We start from the raw sequence: 15,906 nt of genomic DNA, 5'->3' as shown, positions 1-15,906 counted from the left end.
AAGAAAGCGCTTTGCAAAATTGTCCGCACAATAGAATTAGTTATTGATTTATCCGTATAATTGTTTTAAACTACTTGTATTGCGTTAGTGAAAACGTTTTACCTGGTTTTTGGGTAAGCGGTGTCTTCACTGACATTGATTCGTTAGCGATGATTTATCGGACCAATTTTAAATCGCCTTATTTTCGGCAGAGAGAATACGTTAGAGAGACTTTTAGGAGGTTATTTGCGTGAAAGGCAACAAGAAAATTTCAAGCGGTTACATCTATTTCTTCGGCTCCTTCGGGGGCATCTTATTCGGGTATGATATTGGGGTCATGACGGGGGCGCTGCCCTTTCTGGAAACGGACTGGAACCTGTCCAACGCCACACTAATTGGCTGGATTACCTCAGCCGTTATGTTTGGGGCCATCTTCGGTGGGGCCATTTCCGGTCAGTTATCGGATAAATTAGGTCGACGGAAAATGATTCTGATCTCGGCACTCATCTTCGCGTTGGGTTCCCTGATGTCTGCCATGGTGCCGAACCTGGGTGAATACTACCTGATTGGCGTCCGAATCTTCCTTGGATTGGCCGTAGGGGCCGCTTCGGCGTTAGTCCCAGCCTACATGTCCGAAATGTCCCCAGCCCGTCTCCGGGGCCGTTTAACCGGGATTAACCAGACGATGATCGTCTCCGGGATGTTGATCTCCTACGTGGTCGATTTCCTGCTGAAGGGATTACCGGAAGCCTTCGCCTGGCGCTTAATGCTGGGGTCCGCTGCGGTGCCAGCCATCATCCTGTTTGCCGGGGTATTGCGGCTGCCCGAATCACCACGCTTCTTGATTAAGAGCGGCCAACTCGATGCCGCCCGGACGGTGCTGAGCTACATTCGGCCGGCCGATGAAATCGAAACGGAAATGACGACCATTCAGAGCACGGCCAAGACGGAAAGTGCAGCGGCCAAGAATACTTCATGGGCCACGTTATTTTCCGGGAAATACCGGTACCTGGTCATCGCCGGGGTCGGTATCGCGGCGTTCCAGCAGTTCCAAGGCGCTAACGCCATTTTCTACTACATTCCATTGATTGTGCAACAAGCTACCGGGAGTGCCGCCAGCAGTGCGCTGATGTGGCCAATTATCCAGGGGATTATCCTGGTTGTGGGGTCCTTAGTCTTCCTGTGGATCGCCGACAAGTTTAACCGCCGGACGCTTCTGATTCTCGGGGGTGCCGTGATGGGCTTATCCTTCCTGTTGCCGGCCTTCTTAAACGTGACGCGTCTCAACAGCAATCCCATGCTGATTGTGGTCTTCCTGTCCATCTACGTGGCCTTTTACTCTTTCACCTGGGCACCCCTGACTTGGGTGCTGGTCGGTGAAATCTTCCCACTGGCTGTGCGGGGCCGGGCTTCCGGTCTGGCATCGTCCTTTAACTGGATTGGCTCGTTTGCGGTGGGCCTGCTGTTCCCCGTGATGACGGCGGCCATGTCGCAAGAGGCGGTCTTCGCCATCTTCGGGATTATCTGCCTGCTGGGTGTGGCTTTCGTCCGGTTCTGCGTCCCAGAAACCAAGGGTCGTACGCTGGAAGAAATCGAACAACAAGGAACCCATGCGAAATCAGCCGAAGCGGTTGAAGCCTCAAGTGACTTGACAGAATAGAAAGCAAAACGGCGTTGCTCTCCTGACTGGGAGACAACGCCGTTTGTTTTGGGTTTAGAACGTTTTTGGTAGGTTGGTGTGGGCTGGTCGCCTTACCGTTCGCGGAATCTAGGCTGGATCGCTGGGGAAGGCCGGTCCGAGCCAAAGAGCGGTCTCGAACCTTGCTTTGAGCCGGAAGAACACCGTCTCAAAGTCACCAATTTAGCGGCAAAGACCGCCCCTAAATTCCCTGGCTGAGCCTAGATTCCGCTTCACTCTCGGCTACGGTAGTTAGGCAACCATCATGATTGACTGAAGACGCTAGACTGACGTCGTTGCCACTCACGTCAAGTAGGTGTTTAGCTTCGCAACGTGGACGGCGGTTATCGCTGATTGCGGTAGCGTCATTATCTAGTGTAGTTGCTAATCTGCCGCGCAGCCGTGAGTGAGACAAATTTGGTCTCAGCCGTGGGATTTTACAAGTGATTTTCTTGTAAAATGGCGTCTTTGAGACGTGGTTTTCGGCTCAAAGCGAGGCTAAAGACCGCACCATCAGGCTCAGGGCGTCCTACCCACCGCGTTCCAGCTCATCTTGGACGAACGGCAAGGCGGCCAGCTCCCACCACCGCAGTAACTGCTAAATCAGGCAAACCCAGCTCCCCATGCCGAGTAGGCCGACCGCCAGCACGGTGAAGATGATCAGCAGTGCCCGCGTGTCCGCGTCGCCGGTCTGGTTTGTTCGTGGAAATAACTTAAAGATCAGAAAAGCCAGTAGGACAATCCCCGTGATGAGAATCAGGGCCCCCGTTAAGATATTGTGTGACATCATCATGATTTTCTCCCCCTTTGATGATTTCTATTATACCGACTTCGCTTAGAAAAGGGTGAAATAACTCCCGTCAATTCTGCGGCTATGTTAAAATATATCGTGATTGGAAGATTTTCCACTTAACGAAGTCACAAACGTCGATTTTCAGCTAGCTGAATCAGCACAGGAGGGGTGACCAGCATGATTGATAAACTTGAAGTAAGTGCCAGCGCACTGTGGTTAACGCCCAAGGCGCAGGGCATCGTCCGCATTGGATTCGCCGATGATGGTCGTGAATTGTTAGGCCCCGTTCGAAAGATTACGTGGCAGGTCACGACCGGGCGGGTGCACATGGGAACCCCGTTTCTGATTGTTAGTGGGGCGCACGAAGAGTTAACGCTGCACTTTCCTTTCGCTGGCCGCATCGTGCGCATCAACGAGGGCTTGGCCGACCATCCGGAATGGCTGAATAATCGCAACGACGATCTGGATTGGATGGTCGATCTGGTCGATGAGTAGAAGGGAAATTGTGGCATGGACTTAACTTGGCAAGTAACAACGCCGGTGACTAGCCTCAAGCGGTTCTTGAACCAGCAGGGTGTTAGCCACCGCGTTTTTAGTGATTTAAAACAAAATGGTGTGATTAAGGTTAACGGCGCGGTGGAAACGCCTGCCGTGACGCTGAAGGTGGGGGACACGGTGACGGTTCAGTTGCCCGCCGAAGTGGCCGATCCGGCCGTGGCGGTCAGCACGGTGCCCATCACGGTGTTATTTGAGAATCGCGATTGGCTGGTCGTGGATAAGCCAGCGGGGCTCAACGTGGTGCCCGGTCCCGCCAACCGCACGGACACGTTGGTTAACCGAATTAAGGGGCACTGGGCGGCGATTCAGGCCGAAAACCAGGTACCCCATATTCTGACGCGTCTCGATCGTTTCACCAGCGGCGTGGTCTGGGTGGCCCGCCACCGCTTAGCCAATAGTTTGGCCAGCTAGTTACAGGCGGCTCAGCAGGTGGATAAGCGCTATCTGGCGGTCGTCAGTGGCCAGCTGAAGCAGGACCATGGCCTCATTGATGCGCCGCTAGCCAGCGATCCCACCGGCTACAATCAGATGGTCTCGCCGGCTGGCAAGGCGGCCCTAACGGAATACTGGGTGCAGGAGCGGTTGGCCAACGCTACGGTGGTGGCCGTCAAGCTCCACACGGGCCGGACGCATCAGATTCGCGCCCACTTCGCCTACCTGGACCATCCCCTGACTGGCGACCACCTGTACGGCGGCCCCGAGTTGGGCGGGATGACGCGTCAGGCTTTGCATGCCCGATCGCTTAGCTTTACCGATCCCTTTACCCAGGAAGACCGGACCTTCGAGAGCCCACTTCCGGCCGACTGGCAAGCGTTACTCAAGCAGTTAAGGAGTGAATAGACATGGCAGATGAAAAGGAACTGCGCTGTCTGGTTGACGGGGAGCCCGTTAACCTGGAGGGTAGCCTGCGCCTTTCGGAATTGGAGGTCGGGCTGCGTAACCGGATTAAGCGTGATTACCCGCAAAGTAAGGTCGATGACTATATCTGTGGCCATCACCTGTTGAAATACCGGCTCGAACACGTCGATGCCCTGATTAACGCGGATATGAAGCAGACCCGAAAGATTAATCAGAAGCTGACCAAGGCGCTACAGAGCGATGACTACGACATTATTGACGTCAACGACACCTTAAAGGACAGTCTGACGTTTGGGCAAAAGGTCTCGGACGACGTGGCCCGTTTTGGGGGGTCCTGGGGCTTTATCTTCGTGTTCATGTTCGTGTTAATCGGCTGGATGTTGGTCAACGGCCTCCACTTATTTGGGGTGAACTTTGACAACTACCCCTTCATTCTGTTAAATTTAGTGTTGAGCTGTGTGGCGGCGATTCAGGCACCCATCATCATGATGAGCCAGAACCGTTCCGCCGACCGTGATCGGATGATGGCCGAAAACGACTATCACGTGAACCTGAAGTCGGAGCATGAACTACGCTTACTCCACGCCAAGGTCGATCATTTAGCACAGAACCAGGTCCCCCACACCATGGAGATCGCACGGTTTCAGTTAGAAATTTTGGGTGAAATTCGACAAGAACTAGCCGAGCTACGAACGCGTGAACCGCGGCGTGATTCGGCAAAACGAAGGGAGTCTCACCATGAGAACATGGATCACAGCTAGCGTCTTATTTGTCGTTGGCTTGGTTTTTGGCAAACGGGCCACGATTCGCCGGGCCCATTAAGCAATGAGTAGTCGTGAGGAACCTCACTGACCACTCGGCTGAATCACGGATGACTAGGGGGTGGGGCCGCGGTCCCATCAAATCCGTTGACAAAGCTGCAATCCTCCGTTAGGCTAGTGAGAGAACTAGAAATGGAGGATTTTTTGTGATAATACGCGAGGCGCAACCGGCGGACGCCCCTCAGATAGCGCCGCTGATGAACTTGATCTACGATGAGATGGAACTGACGGACTTGGAAGACGTTCCCGAACCCGACTTACTAAAGGCCATTACGGCGGCGTACCGGACCCGGACTTATTTGTCCGGACCGGCAACCACGGTGGTGGCCGAGGCCGATGGCCAAGTCGTGGGGATGGCCTTTGGCTACCCCGGAGAACGGGAAGACGTTGTGGACGATGTCTTTACGCAAATCACCGCAAAAAGTGCAGCGTTTGACGTTCCCTTCGAGACCCAGTCGGAAACGGCCAAAGGTGAGTGGTACCTGGACTCACTGGCGGTGTCGCCCGACCATCAGGGGAAGGGAATCGGTCACCAGTTACTGCGAGCTCTGCCCTACTACGCCCGGCGCGACAACCAAGCCGTGATTGGGCTGAACGTGGACTTAGAGAACCCGGCAGCCATGCGGCTCTACGAACGCATGGGCTACGAGGTATCCGGCAAACAAATGATTGGGGACCATCACTACTATCACATGCAACTGGAAATTGGCCAACGGGCTAAGGTTGCAAACTAATTCGAATGGTTGACGTGAGCCTGGGACGAAACTTCCCGGGCTCTTTCGTGTCACTTTTACAGGGCTGAAACGTGGGCCAACGGGCAGCCGGGAATACTGGGATACGAGGACGACTAAAGAACGATTAAAAAAGGAGCTTTACCGATGAAGGATAATCTACAATTAGGCGATGACGACTTTGCCAAGATGATGTTGGTGTTAAAGGAACCGGTAACGCAGGCCAACCACAAGGAATTTAAATTTCTCGATGGAACCGAAACTGGCGAGATGCAAGAGATTGCGCCGGATATTTGGGCCATGCCCGCCTATATGCAAGCGGACGATGACTTCACCATGTTTTTCCTGACCACGCAGATCGAATCGGGCGAAACGGTCATGGCCTTTGCCACCGGCGAGACGGCCGACGGGGACTTCCGGCTGAGCCAGCCGCTGGTCACCGGAGCGGGGTTAAACCTCCTGCACGCCCAACAACCCAACCGGGCCAAACGCGTCTTGAAGTTCCTAAACGACATTTCCAAGGCCGATCAGGGTGATTGGCGAATGGTGGATTAGACCGTTAGTCATGGTGGAACCACACGGTTAACCCACTGGCTACGATTGTCCTTGACAAGCGCTCGGACTTCACCGTATAATTAACAAAATTTAGTTCCTTTAACATCGTCCCGTGAGGCGGTGAAGGGTTCGACTTCCGGCGCAAGCTGGGCTAACTGGGCGAGCACGCTTCCTCACGGGACGGGCGCGTCTTTTTTTAATACCATTTTGAACTGGAGGTCGTCTAGTATGAAAGAACCATCGCGTTACCGGAATCCGGATGCGTTGATTGATATTTGGGAACGTCCCAGCTGGGGCCAGTGGTTTGGGCTATCGTTACAGCACTTATTCTCCATGTTTGGCTCAACCGTCCTGGTGCCCATCCTGGTGGGGTTAAATCCCGGGATTGCGCTGTTTAGTTCGGGTGTCGGGACGCTCATGTACATCCTGATTACCCGGGGCAAGATTCCCGCCTATATGGGGTCGAGTTTCTCGTTCATCGTGCCCATGGTGGCGTTGATGAAGACCACGGGGTATCCCGGCATCGCGCAGGGGACCATGGCCGTGGGGCTGGTGTACCTGATTGTGGCCGTGGTGGTTGCCCTGGTCGGTTCGGACTGGATTAATAAGGTCCTGCCGCCAATCGTGGTGGGGCCGATGATTATGGTGATTGGGCTGTCGCTGGCCGGTAGCGCGGCGCAGAAGGCCACGGTGGACAGTAACGGCACCTATCATTGGCAATTCTTTTTGGTCGCCATGGTGACGTTACTATTGACGGTAGCGTTTAATCTGTATCTCAAAGGGTTCCTGGGCCTGATTCCGATTCTACTGGGGATTGTCTTCGGTTACCTCGTGGCGGCCTTCGCCGGACTGGTAAATTTCCAGCTGGTGATGGACGCGGCCTGGTTTCAGCTACCGAAGTTTGAACTCCCGGGGGTCAGTTATCCCCTGCATTTCTACTGGGGAGCCGTGCTGAGTCTGGCGCCGATTGCCTTCGTCACTATGACCGAGCACATCGGCCACATCACGGTCTTAAACGAACTGACGCACCGTAACTTCTTCGAAGATCCCGGCCTGAATCATACGCTCGCTGGGGATGGGCTGGCCTCGATTGTGGCTAGCCTGGTCGGGGGCCCGCCCGTCACGTCCTACGGGGAAAACGTGGGTGTGCTGGCGATTACGCGGGTCCACAGTGTCTACGTTTTGATTGGTGCCGCGGTCTTCGCCGTCATCTTCAGTTTTGTCGGCAAGCTGAGTGCCTTGATTGAAAGCATTCCGAATCCGGTCATCGGGGGGATTAGCTTCCTGTTGTTCGGGGTGATCGCATCCAGTGGGATGCGAATTCTGATTGAAAAACATGTGGACTTCAATAAGCGTCGTAATCTGATGATTGTCTCGGCTATCCTGGTCATTGGGATTGGGAACGCCTACCTCAAGTTGGGCCAATACGAGTTCTCCGGTTTGGCGGTGGCCGCCGTCTTGGGGATTACGCTGAACCTGATTTTACCTAAAGACATTTAAGGCGGTTCAACCCGCAAATAAAAAACGTTGCCGACACCTTTGCGTCAGCAACGTTTTGCGTTCTCAGGAGAAAGTTGAAAGAAGTTCCGACTTATTGGACTAAGCAGGACTAAACGAGTTGTCACGAGTCACCTGTGTCTGCCAGAAAGCGCGGCGTTGTGGGTATTGTGGGGATAATCTGCGACCTGGAAGATAACGGTTAAAAGCCACAAAGTTTACGGGGGCATCAGCCAGTGCGGCAGCGCTCAATCACGGTCATAGTTGGATTTCCGTGTAGCCGAGAGTGAGTCAAATTTGGTCTCAGCCGTGGGATTTTTTCAAGGGGTCTGCTTGGAAAAATGGCGACTTTGAGACGTGATTCTTCGGCTCAAAGCGAGGGGAAAGACCGGGCTTTGGCTTTCCCCGTCCTGCCCACCGCGTTCCAGACCAAGTTTGGCGAACGGTAAGGCGGCCAGTTCCAACCCAACTGGCCATTAACCGCCGATTGCGAAGTAGCGAAGCACCGCCATCGCCATGATGCCCACGACAACGACCATCAGGAGGCTCTTTGTGAGGATGCCGGCGAGGGTGGCGGGGATGGCCGCCAGACAATTGGCCACGTTAAGGGTTGCGAAGTGCCCGGGATTGGCCACGAAGAGACTTTGGCAGCACAGCGCCGTCATGATGGTAATCGGCACGAAGGTGAGAAAATTAATCAGCCACGCCGGCATCTTAACCTGTTTGACAAAGGCGAAGGGTAAGACGCGAGACGCCACGGTAATCACGCCGCAGCCGAGAATCACCCAGAGTTCAGTTAGTGTCATCGACATTTCTTCATCTCCATTCCGAATAGACAGCCGGCAACCGTGGCGACCAGCAGGGCAAAGTTCTGGCTCATCAGACCAATCGCAAAGTAGTAGACCAGCGCGACAAAGACCATGACCGTTAACTGGAGGGATAGCCCCAGGTGCCGGTCACTGATGAGTTGCAAGTACACCAGGCCGATGAACATCGCGGTCAGTGCGAAGTCGAAGCCAAATTGCGTGGGATTGGCAATCATCCCGCCGAGAATGGCGCCGACAATGGTGGCCAGGCCCCAGACCAGGTAGGCCACCAGATTAGCGGCGGACTGCCAAGCAAAGCTGAGCTTACCCTGGGTGCGGTTCTGCTTGTTCATGGCCAACGCGAAGGTCTCGTCGGTGACGAGGGTGCCGATTAGGAGATTCTTCAGGAGTGATTCGTGCCGGAAATACTGGGCCAGACTGGTACTCATCAGAATCATCCGGGAGTTGACCAGAAAAGTAGAAATAAAAATGGCGGACAGGGGATCGTGGAGGAGGAGCATGCTGGTAATGATGAATTGCGCCGAGCCGGCGTAGACAATAAAGGACATGCCACCCACGACCAGTAAGCTGAGATGACTGGTGTGCGCGACAATTCCGAATGCTAGGCCAACGCCAATGTAGCCAAAAACGGTCGGTAAGACATCGCGGACGCCAGTCTTAAAGGTTAGTGATGGACCCATAGACAGACTTCCTCTCATGAAAAATTAATGAAGTTATTTACCAGTCTAGCGCTATCACGGGCGAAGGTAAACCAGGAATCTTAATTGTTTGATCGACTTTCGAAATTTACCGATTTTGCGAGGGAAAAGGCGTTTAAATGAGACCAAAATGTGAGCGCTTAACCGGGTCTAAGAAAAAGTTATCAGTCCCTAAAACTTAACTCGTCACTAACCCAATGATTCGCAACAAAACCTTGCTACGACGGGAATTGTTGGCCTTTTGACTGGCCTAGCCCAATCTGCAATCGAAATGTAAAATTTCTGTGAAAAATACTTAGCTGAAAAGCCTTGCTTTTTGCCGATGGGGGTTGTATGATACTCTCATTAACAAAGAAGAAAGCGGGGTAAAGATGATGAAGATGAACTTAACTGAACTGGCAAAGGCAGCTAATGTTGATGCCAGCCGAATCACGGAATACGTTCAGCATGGCTTGCTAGGGACTGACCACTCTGCAACGGAATTTGACGATTCGGATCTCTACTGGATCGACATGATTCAGTGTTTTCAGGATAACGGGACGTCTTTAGACGACTTATCCGGCCTGATGCCACGATGCCGGAAGGGTCAATCTCGACTCATGCAAGTTTAGTAACAAACGTGTAAATATGGAACCAATTAACGCCGTGCTGTTTAGCCGCAGGCGTTATTTTTTGCGCAGAGTGGGGCGGTTGGGTCAAGCCGTTAGGTCGGGGGCGGCCTTACGGGCTGAGCGACCGGCTTGAAATCACAAAAAAGGCAACCACCGCGCGGGTGATTGCCTAGGGCGTTACCGACTATTCAGCCTTAACTTGCTTGATTAGCTGTTGCATGGCCTTGGCTTGGTAAGCGGCCGCGGCTTGCTGGGTAACTTTCTTCTGTTCTGCTGCGGACATGGTTGGGTTCTTGGTCATCGCTGCCATGACTTGTTGCTTGACGTAGGCAGTGGCGGCCGTCTTTTGCTTAGCCTTGAAGGCCTTGGAGCTGGCCATCTTCTGGAGCTTCTTGGCTTGCTGAGCACTCAACACGGTCCAATTCTTATTGATGTAAATGGTGTTGGTTTCCTTCACGTACTGGTGACCGTTGCCGGAAAGACCGAACCAGAAACTGTACATATCATTCTTGTATTCGCGATAAACCTTTTTGGTCACAATCCGGTTGGCCCCAGTCGTCCGCTTGACCACGTTTTTCGTGGTGACCTTAGCCTTGGTGTGACTGGTCTTCTTGGCGTTGGCACTGGTCTTGTGGACGTAGACCTGGTGCTTGTCGGCCGTTCCAATGGATTGGTAAATCATCATCGGCATCTGTTTTGAAGGGGAAGCCGAGTAAATCTTTTGCGTCGAAGTGGTCGTCACGTTGTGCAGGCCGTAGTGGTCATGATCGTTTTTCACCATGAAGAAGACACTGGTGAGCAGGCCAATGATGGCGAGCACGGTCAGGCTATTAGCCAGTACCCGGTTGGACAGGTACACGTAGAAAACGAAAGCGAGGACCGCACAGAGAACTAACGTAATCACTATCACTTTGCGGCACCTCCTTTGATAGAATCTTCATCCGCCATGTGAACGGAGTGGGAGCCTTTTAACTGGAAGGCCACGAACAGGGCAACCACGCTGAACCCGATGGCAATCCAGAAGGCAGCGTGATACCCGTTCAACGTGGCATCGATGGCCCGGGAGGCGTAGCTCAGAGGGTTAGTGGTTAAGACGTGTTTAGCCGGCATACTGTTCTTGGTAACGTTCGTTAAGACACTGACCATGATGGCCGTCCCGACGGAGCTGGCGACTTGCCGCTGCGTGTTGTTTACGGCGGTCCCATGAGAAATCATGTTCATCGGCAAAGCGTTCATCCCGGCGGTCGTGGCTGGCATCATGACCATGGCGATCCCAAACATCCGGATAGCGTAGAGAATCACGATGTACAGCGTCGAGGTGTTCTTCGTAATCCAAACGAAGGGTAAGGTCCCAACCGTTAAGAGGAACATCCCCATCGTGGCTAAGCGTTTCGCCCCGAAGCGGTCAAATGCCCGCCCGGTAATCGGACTCATAATCCCCATCATCAAGGCGCCGGCTAACAGCGTCAGTCCGGAATGAAAGGCCGACATCCCTTTAACCATTTGGAGGTAAAGGGGAATGACCATTTCAACACCGACCATGGCCATGTTAACCACGGAACTCAAGATGGCTGAAACCGTAAATTGCTTGGACTTGTAAACTCGGAAGTTCAGGAAAGGATCGTCCATGACGAGCTGACGCCAAACGAATAATCCCACGAAGACGAACCCAATGACCAAGGTAGACAGAACCTTCACGCTGCCCCAGCCGTCATCCCCAACGGAGGAGAAGCCGTACAGCATGCTCCCGAACCCGATGGTGGAGAGAATGGCTGACAGGACATCTAAGGGTTCCTTGCGCGTTTCCAAAACGCTACGCATAATCCAGAAGCTGGCGATGATGACGATGGCCACGATTGGAATAATCATGCCGAAGAGGTCGCGCCAAGTCCAGTTGTCAATGACCCACCCGGAAAGCGTCGGGCCAATGGCTGGTGCCAGACCGATAACGATACCGGCGAGCCCCATGGCCGTCCCGCGCTTGTTGGCGGGGAAGATGGTCAGCATCATGGTCTGGAGGAGTGGCATGGAAACCCCAACCCCGACGGCCTGAATCAGCCGGCCGGCCAGTAACATGGGAAAGTTAACGGCGGCCCAGCAGGTAATCGTCCCAACGAGGAAGGTCGTCATGGCACTGATATACAAAACCTTGGAGCTGATGGTGTTCAGCAACCAAGCACTAATGGGAATCATAATCCCGTTGACTAACAGAAAGCCCGTGGTCAACCATTGAACGGTTGAGGTCGAGACATCAAAGGCCTTCATTAAGGTTGGAAAGGCCGTACTTAAAATGGTTTGGTTTAAAACGGTACAGAAAGTCCCAATTAATAGGAGTACAACCAGGAGGTTCCGGTTGTAGGGCTTGCCGTTTGTATCAACTGTTGCATTTCCCAAAGTAATTCCCTCTTTTTCCTAAAATTAATTCTGGAATCACTATACGCAGAATGAACTAATTTGTCAACTAGCTTGACATGCATTTTAAAAAATATATACTGGTTGGAGAAAAGCGAACAATGACTTTAAATTAGTTCACAAAAATCACAAACGCTTTCATTGTAGATAAACGGGCATTTTCAAAATTGGCAGAAATCGGAAGGTGGGTGATCGGTCATGATTAATGATGAAACAGAATTAATTAAAAAATTTCCAGTGGAGCACTTGGTCTTAGGAATTGGCGACGTCGCCGCGGCAACGGGCGTTTCTCAAAGTCAGCTGCGTTACTGGGAACGTAAGGGTTATATCCAAAGTCGCGTGGTGGCGGGCCGGAAGAATCGTAAATTCAGCTATAAGACGCTGTTAAAGGTCCAGCAGATTAAGACGCTGCAAGACGAGGGGCTCACGCTAGTGGCGGCCGTTAAGCAGTCTCAGCAGCGCGATGCCGTCTTCGATACGTTGCGGTCCTTCGTGGATGGGCGGTTTGCGCAGATTCAGATGGACGATGAGGATCATATTCAGATTAATATGGGGCCGTTCGATCCGGACCCCACCCAGGACCTGGTGGCGGAACGCATTGCCGGGAAATGGCAGTTTAAGCTGATTCCGACCGCAAAATAGGCGTATTTGATTGTTTATCGGCGGTAACAATGGTAATCTGAAGACACGGGAGGTTCTTTATGCCCTAGGCAGAAAAAACTTTCGATGCCAATCGATCTTCTGGCTGGATTGGTGGTCAATCATGTTGTTGACGTGTTGTGAAACCAGGCGAATAACCATGAGTAATAGCGCGTTTATCTCGCGCATGGACTACGTCGGCACAAGTTGACGTAAGCAATCGTGAAACCTAAACGACGTGTTTTTTGAAAAATTAAGACTGTTTTGATTTTTCTCTCGCCTAGGGGCGGCTCCCGTGGCGACCGGTCAAGTTTAGAAAGTTCTTGACCGGTCGTTTTTTTTGCGCTTTTTTTGGGGAAGTTAGGGAAAGAAACCAGCGAACAGTCAAGACTTGGATACCTGAAGTAACGAGAACTTGGCGACTAGGGGATGATTTGATTCATCGTCTGACAAATGGCTAAGGTAATGACTGGCGTTACGTGCTTAACCGGGCGTTGTGGCTTGGGCCGGCCTTCCCCAGCGATCCAACCTAGATTCCGCGAACGGCAAGGCGGCCAGTTCAGCAAGTCCTGATGAAAACCGCATCCCGATTACGGCCAATCATTAGTGAGAAGATCATGAGAAAATGAAAGAAAAATGAAGCTGGAAATTTCTCGTGAAAGCGATGAGACCGGCTTTTTCATTTGTGTCAATTTACACAGAAGAAAAAAGTTGGTCAAGATGGTTGTATTTCCTCGTCAGCGTGTTAATATTACAAAATCGCTTTAAACCAAAAACATGAAGGATGGTGTTACACATGCTGTTACGACAAGCTACTATGGCGGACTTACCACAAATTGAATCAATCATTCGTGATGGTCGTGAATTATTGGCGGCCCAAGCAATTGATCAGTGGCAGGGCGCTTACCCCAACACGGCGGTCTTAGTTGACGACATTCACCAAGGGTGGACGGTCGTGTTGGAAGAGAACAATGAAATCTTGGGGACTGCCGCCATTATTCCGGGCGAAGACCCAACGTACAAACAGATTGAAGGTCAGTGGTTGACCAAACAGGCGCCGTACCTGGCGATTCACCGTGTAGCGGTATCCAGTCACCATCATGGCCGGGGCTTAGCCGGTGAACTGTTCAGTCGCCTCTTTGAACAGATTGACCAAGCCGCCGATATTGAAAGTATTCGGATTGATACGCATCCACAAAATATGGCGATGCAACACGTCATCAAGAAGAATGGCTTCACGGAGACCGGGACGATTGACTTAGCCGCGGTGGATATGCCCGGGGTTAAGGACTTCGCTTACGAACGACTGACGGCTAACGTTCAGCCAGCTCACGTGGTTCACTCGGTGACCACCAAGTAAGTCACGGCGTCACTAAGGTTAACGATCTGTTAAATTAACGTATATATAATAGTAGGATTGATTCCGCTTTCATGGCAGGATCAATCCTTTTTTAGTATCATAAATCCCATTGCACCGGGGATGGACGGCCTCACTTCCTCGCAAATTCGGGTGAGTTAAGCATCTCGTGCTAGGCGGTGTCGGTTGCGTAAAAGTCAGGTTCCCCGAAAACCACCTTTTCATTCGACCTAAATTCTGCGATAATAGGGGTAGTCAACCATGGGGGCGGTTAGCAATGGAGAAACGGAGTCTATCGGGTGGCCGATTTTTCTTGGTCACCATCTTAAATGTGGTCATCACGGTCTTTGAATTTTTAGGTGGGTTATTGTCCGGGAGTCTTTCGCTCCTGTCCGATGCCTTCCATAACTTCGGTGATGCCCTCTCGATTGTCCTGAGCTACGCGGCCCATCGGATTGGCGGGCGGCAACAGACGCGGGCCAACACCTACGGCTACCGGCGCGCGGAGATTCTGGCCGCGTTGCTGAATGCCTTGGTGCTGCTGGTCATCTACGTGATTCTAGCCGTTGAGGCGGTCCGCCGGATACTTCATCCGGAGCCGGTTCAGGGGACGGTGATGTTGGGCGTGGCCGTGGTTAGCTTCGTGGCCAACCTCTTGTCTACGATTCTCCTCAATCACGGGGCCCAACATAACCTCAACATTCGCGCGACCTACCTGCACCTGTTGAGCGATGCGCTGGCCTCGGTCGGGGTGATCATCGGGGCGTTGATGATTACGCTGTGGCAGGTGGAGTGGGTCGATCCGCTGATTACGATTCTTGTGGGTGGCTACATCGCCTGGGAGTCCTGGCCGATTATCAAACAAACGCTGGGAATTCTGATGGAGGCCTCGCCGCACCTGAACTATGAGGCCATTGCGACCGACCTTGAGGCCTTGCCTGGCGTTGAAGGCGTCCATCACCTGCACGCTTGGCAGATTGACGAGAACAACATTATCTTTTCGGTTCACGTGAATATGGACAATTTACCATTGGCTCAGATTGAGCCGATTTACCGACAGATTGAAACCTTGCTCTGTCGGAAGTATAATGTAAATCATGTGACGATTCAGGCGGAGTGTCATCGGGGAGAACACGAGTCCTTATTTTATGATCAGAATGATTGGCGCCACGAGTAGGGGGACAGTCGAATTGATGAGTTGGTATTTAATTTAGATGAGGTGAACAGTGATGACTCCGATGAAGGAGGATTATTTAAAAATTATTTTTGAGCTGGGAGGCAAACAAAAGAAAGTCTCCAATAAGCAGATTGCGATCAGCTTGAATATTGCTGCCGGTTCGGTAACCGAAATGGTCAACAAGATGACGGCGGAGGGCCTGGCCGAACACACGCCTTACGCCGGCATTTCCCTGACCAATAGGGGCATCCGACTGGCGGAGGACTTGGTTCGTAAGCACCGGATCTGGGAAGACTTCTTGGTGGAGAAGTTGGGTTATGAATTGCCCGATGTCCACGAGGAGGCCGAGGTTTTGGAGCATGTGACGAGTCCCAAGTTAATTAATTCGCTGGATGACATGCTGGGACACCCCACGCATTGTCCGCACGGCGGGGTCATTCCCGACCGGTACGGACACTACCACGAAGACAGCCACACCGTGCTCAACGACGCGAAGGACGGTTCGGTCGTGACCGTCGATCGGTTCATCGACAACCGGGATTTACTGACGTATCTGGGCGACCTCAAGTTAGATATTGGCGACCAACTGCGCATCATCAAGCACGACCCGTTCGAGGGACCGGTGACCGTTCAGAACTTGACGGATGACGCCGAACTCATCGTCAGCTACAAGGCGGCGCACTACATCTTTATCAATTAAATAATGAAGAGCGGT

General features: G+C 52.5%; 16 protein-coding genes and 1 pseudogene. 12 read left to right on the top strand and 5 right to left on the bottom strand.

Going from position 1 to position 15,906, the window contains the following annotated elements; genetic code table 11:
- Window positions 1-229 precede the first annotated feature (229 nt).
- Window positions 230-1,639 (top strand): sugar porter family MFS transporter, encoded by a 1,410-nt coding sequence (locus V8I28_RS10675; protein WP_341780079.1) that lies wholly within the window; start codon window positions 230-232, stop codon window positions 1,637-1,639.
- A 616-nt stretch (window positions 1,640-2,255) separates the two neighbouring features.
- Here the strand turns inward: V8I28_RS10675 and V8I28_RS10670 are convergent.
- Window positions 2,256-2,450: a hypothetical protein gene (locus V8I28_RS10670; protein WP_341780078.1), complete on the bottom strand. Its 195-nt coding sequence runs from the start codon at window positions 2,448-2,450 to the stop codon at window positions 2,256-2,258.
- 177 nt (window positions 2,451-2,627) lie between these two features.
- Between V8I28_RS10670 and V8I28_RS10665 the strand changes: the two genes are divergently transcribed.
- From V8I28_RS10665 to V8I28_RS10640, 6 genes and pseudogenes are all read left to right on the top strand, one after another.
- Entirely contained in the window at window positions 2,628-2,945 is a 318-nt protein-coding gene (locus V8I28_RS10665; RefSeq protein ID WP_341780077.1) for a glycine cleavage system H protein (lipoate-binding), read from the top strand.
- A 15-nt stretch (window positions 2,946-2,960) separates the two neighbouring features.
- Window positions 2,961-3,848: pseudogene (locus V8I28_RS10660) on the top strand (RluA family pseudouridine synthase).
- A 2-nt stretch (window positions 3,849-3,850) separates the two neighbouring features.
- The gene (locus V8I28_RS10655; protein WP_341780076.1) at window positions 3,851-4,627 is read left to right on the top strand and encodes a DUF1003 domain-containing protein; all 777 of its coding nucleotides are present in this window, start codon (window positions 3,851-3,853) and stop codon (window positions 4,625-4,627) included.
- 206 nt (window positions 4,628-4,833) lie between these two features.
- Window positions 4,834-5,421, top strand: a complete 588-nt coding sequence (locus V8I28_RS10650) for a GNAT family N-acetyltransferase (RefSeq protein WP_341780075.1) — start codon at window positions 4,834-4,836, stop codon at window positions 5,419-5,421.
- Window positions 5,422-5,565: 144 nt separating this feature from the next.
- A complete protein-coding gene (locus V8I28_RS10645; protein ID WP_341780074.1) occupies window positions 5,566-5,973 on the top strand; it encodes a hypothetical protein in 408 nt (135 codons plus the stop codon).
- 228 nt (window positions 5,974-6,201) lie between these two features.
- The gene (locus V8I28_RS10640; protein ID WP_341780073.1) at window positions 6,202-7,473 is read left to right on the top strand and encodes a uracil-xanthine permease family protein; all 1,272 of its coding nucleotides are present in this window, start codon (window positions 6,202-6,204) and stop codon (window positions 7,471-7,473) included.
- Between the two features lie 473 nt (window positions 7,474-7,946).
- Here V8I28_RS10640 and V8I28_RS10635 read toward each other — a convergent pair whose 3' ends face one another.
- Both V8I28_RS10635 and V8I28_RS10630 read right to left on the bottom strand, forming a co-directional pair.
- On the bottom strand, window positions 7,947-8,282 hold the full coding sequence (locus V8I28_RS10635) for an AzlD domain-containing protein (protein ID WP_341780072.1): 336 nt from the start codon (window positions 8,280-8,282) through the stop codon (window positions 7,947-7,949).
- Window positions 8,273-8,977 (bottom strand): AzlC family ABC transporter permease, encoded by a 705-nt coding sequence (locus V8I28_RS10630; RefSeq protein ID WP_341780071.1) that lies wholly within the window; start codon window positions 8,975-8,977, stop codon window positions 8,273-8,275. The genes V8I28_RS10635 and V8I28_RS10630 overlap by 10 nt, the downstream gene beginning before the upstream one ends.
- 347 nt (window positions 8,978-9,324) lie before the next feature.
- Here V8I28_RS10630 and V8I28_RS10625 point away from each other — a divergent pair, with 347 nt between their 5' ends.
- Window positions 9,325-9,606, top strand: a complete 282-nt coding sequence (locus V8I28_RS10625; protein WP_341780070.1) for a MerR family transcriptional regulator — start codon at window positions 9,325-9,327, stop codon at window positions 9,604-9,606.
- 184 nt (window positions 9,607-9,790) lie between these two features.
- Here V8I28_RS10625 and V8I28_RS10620 read toward each other — a convergent pair whose 3' ends face one another.
- Both V8I28_RS10620 and V8I28_RS10615 read right to left on the bottom strand, forming a co-directional pair.
- Window positions 9,791-10,516, bottom strand: a complete 726-nt coding sequence (locus V8I28_RS10620) for a DUF4811 domain-containing protein (RefSeq protein WP_341780069.1) — start codon at window positions 10,514-10,516, stop codon at window positions 9,791-9,793.
- Window positions 10,513-12,000, bottom strand: a complete 1,488-nt coding sequence (locus V8I28_RS10615) for an MDR family MFS transporter (RefSeq protein ID WP_341780068.1) — start codon at window positions 11,998-12,000, stop codon at window positions 10,513-10,515. Before V8I28_RS10615 ends, V8I28_RS10620 begins: the two co-directional genes overlap by 4 nt.
- A gap of 216 nt (window positions 12,001-12,216) precedes the next feature.
- Between V8I28_RS10615 and V8I28_RS10610 the strand changes: the two genes are divergently transcribed.
- From V8I28_RS10610 to V8I28_RS10595, 4 genes are all read left to right on the top strand, one after another.
- Window positions 12,217-12,660, top strand: a complete 444-nt coding sequence (locus V8I28_RS10610; RefSeq protein ID WP_341780067.1) for a MerR family transcriptional regulator — start codon at window positions 12,217-12,219, stop codon at window positions 12,658-12,660.
- 793 nt (window positions 12,661-13,453) lie between these two features.
- Window positions 13,454-14,017, top strand: a complete 564-nt coding sequence (locus tag V8I28_RS10605) for a GNAT family N-acetyltransferase (RefSeq protein WP_341780066.1) — start codon at window positions 13,454-13,456, stop codon at window positions 14,015-14,017.
- A 274-nt stretch (window positions 14,018-14,291) separates the two neighbouring features.
- Window positions 14,292-15,191, top strand: a complete 900-nt coding sequence (locus V8I28_RS10600) for a cation diffusion facilitator family transporter (RefSeq protein ID WP_341780065.1) — start codon at window positions 14,292-14,294, stop codon at window positions 15,189-15,191.
- 52 nt (window positions 15,192-15,243) lie between these two features.
- Window positions 15,244-15,891 (top strand): metal-dependent transcriptional regulator, encoded by a 648-nt coding sequence (locus V8I28_RS10595; RefSeq protein ID WP_341780064.1) that lies wholly within the window; start codon window positions 15,244-15,246, stop codon window positions 15,889-15,891.
- Window positions 15,892-15,906 lie beyond the last annotated feature (15 nt).

Origin of the sequence: Levilactobacillus sp. HBUAS70063, from assembly GCF_038374745.1 — a bacterium.
Lineage (GTDB): Bacteria > Bacillota > Bacilli > Lactobacillales > Lactobacillaceae > Levilactobacillus.
The sequence above is the reverse complement of the archived record's forward strand: the minus strand, read 5'-3'. Positions and strand labels throughout refer to the sequence as shown.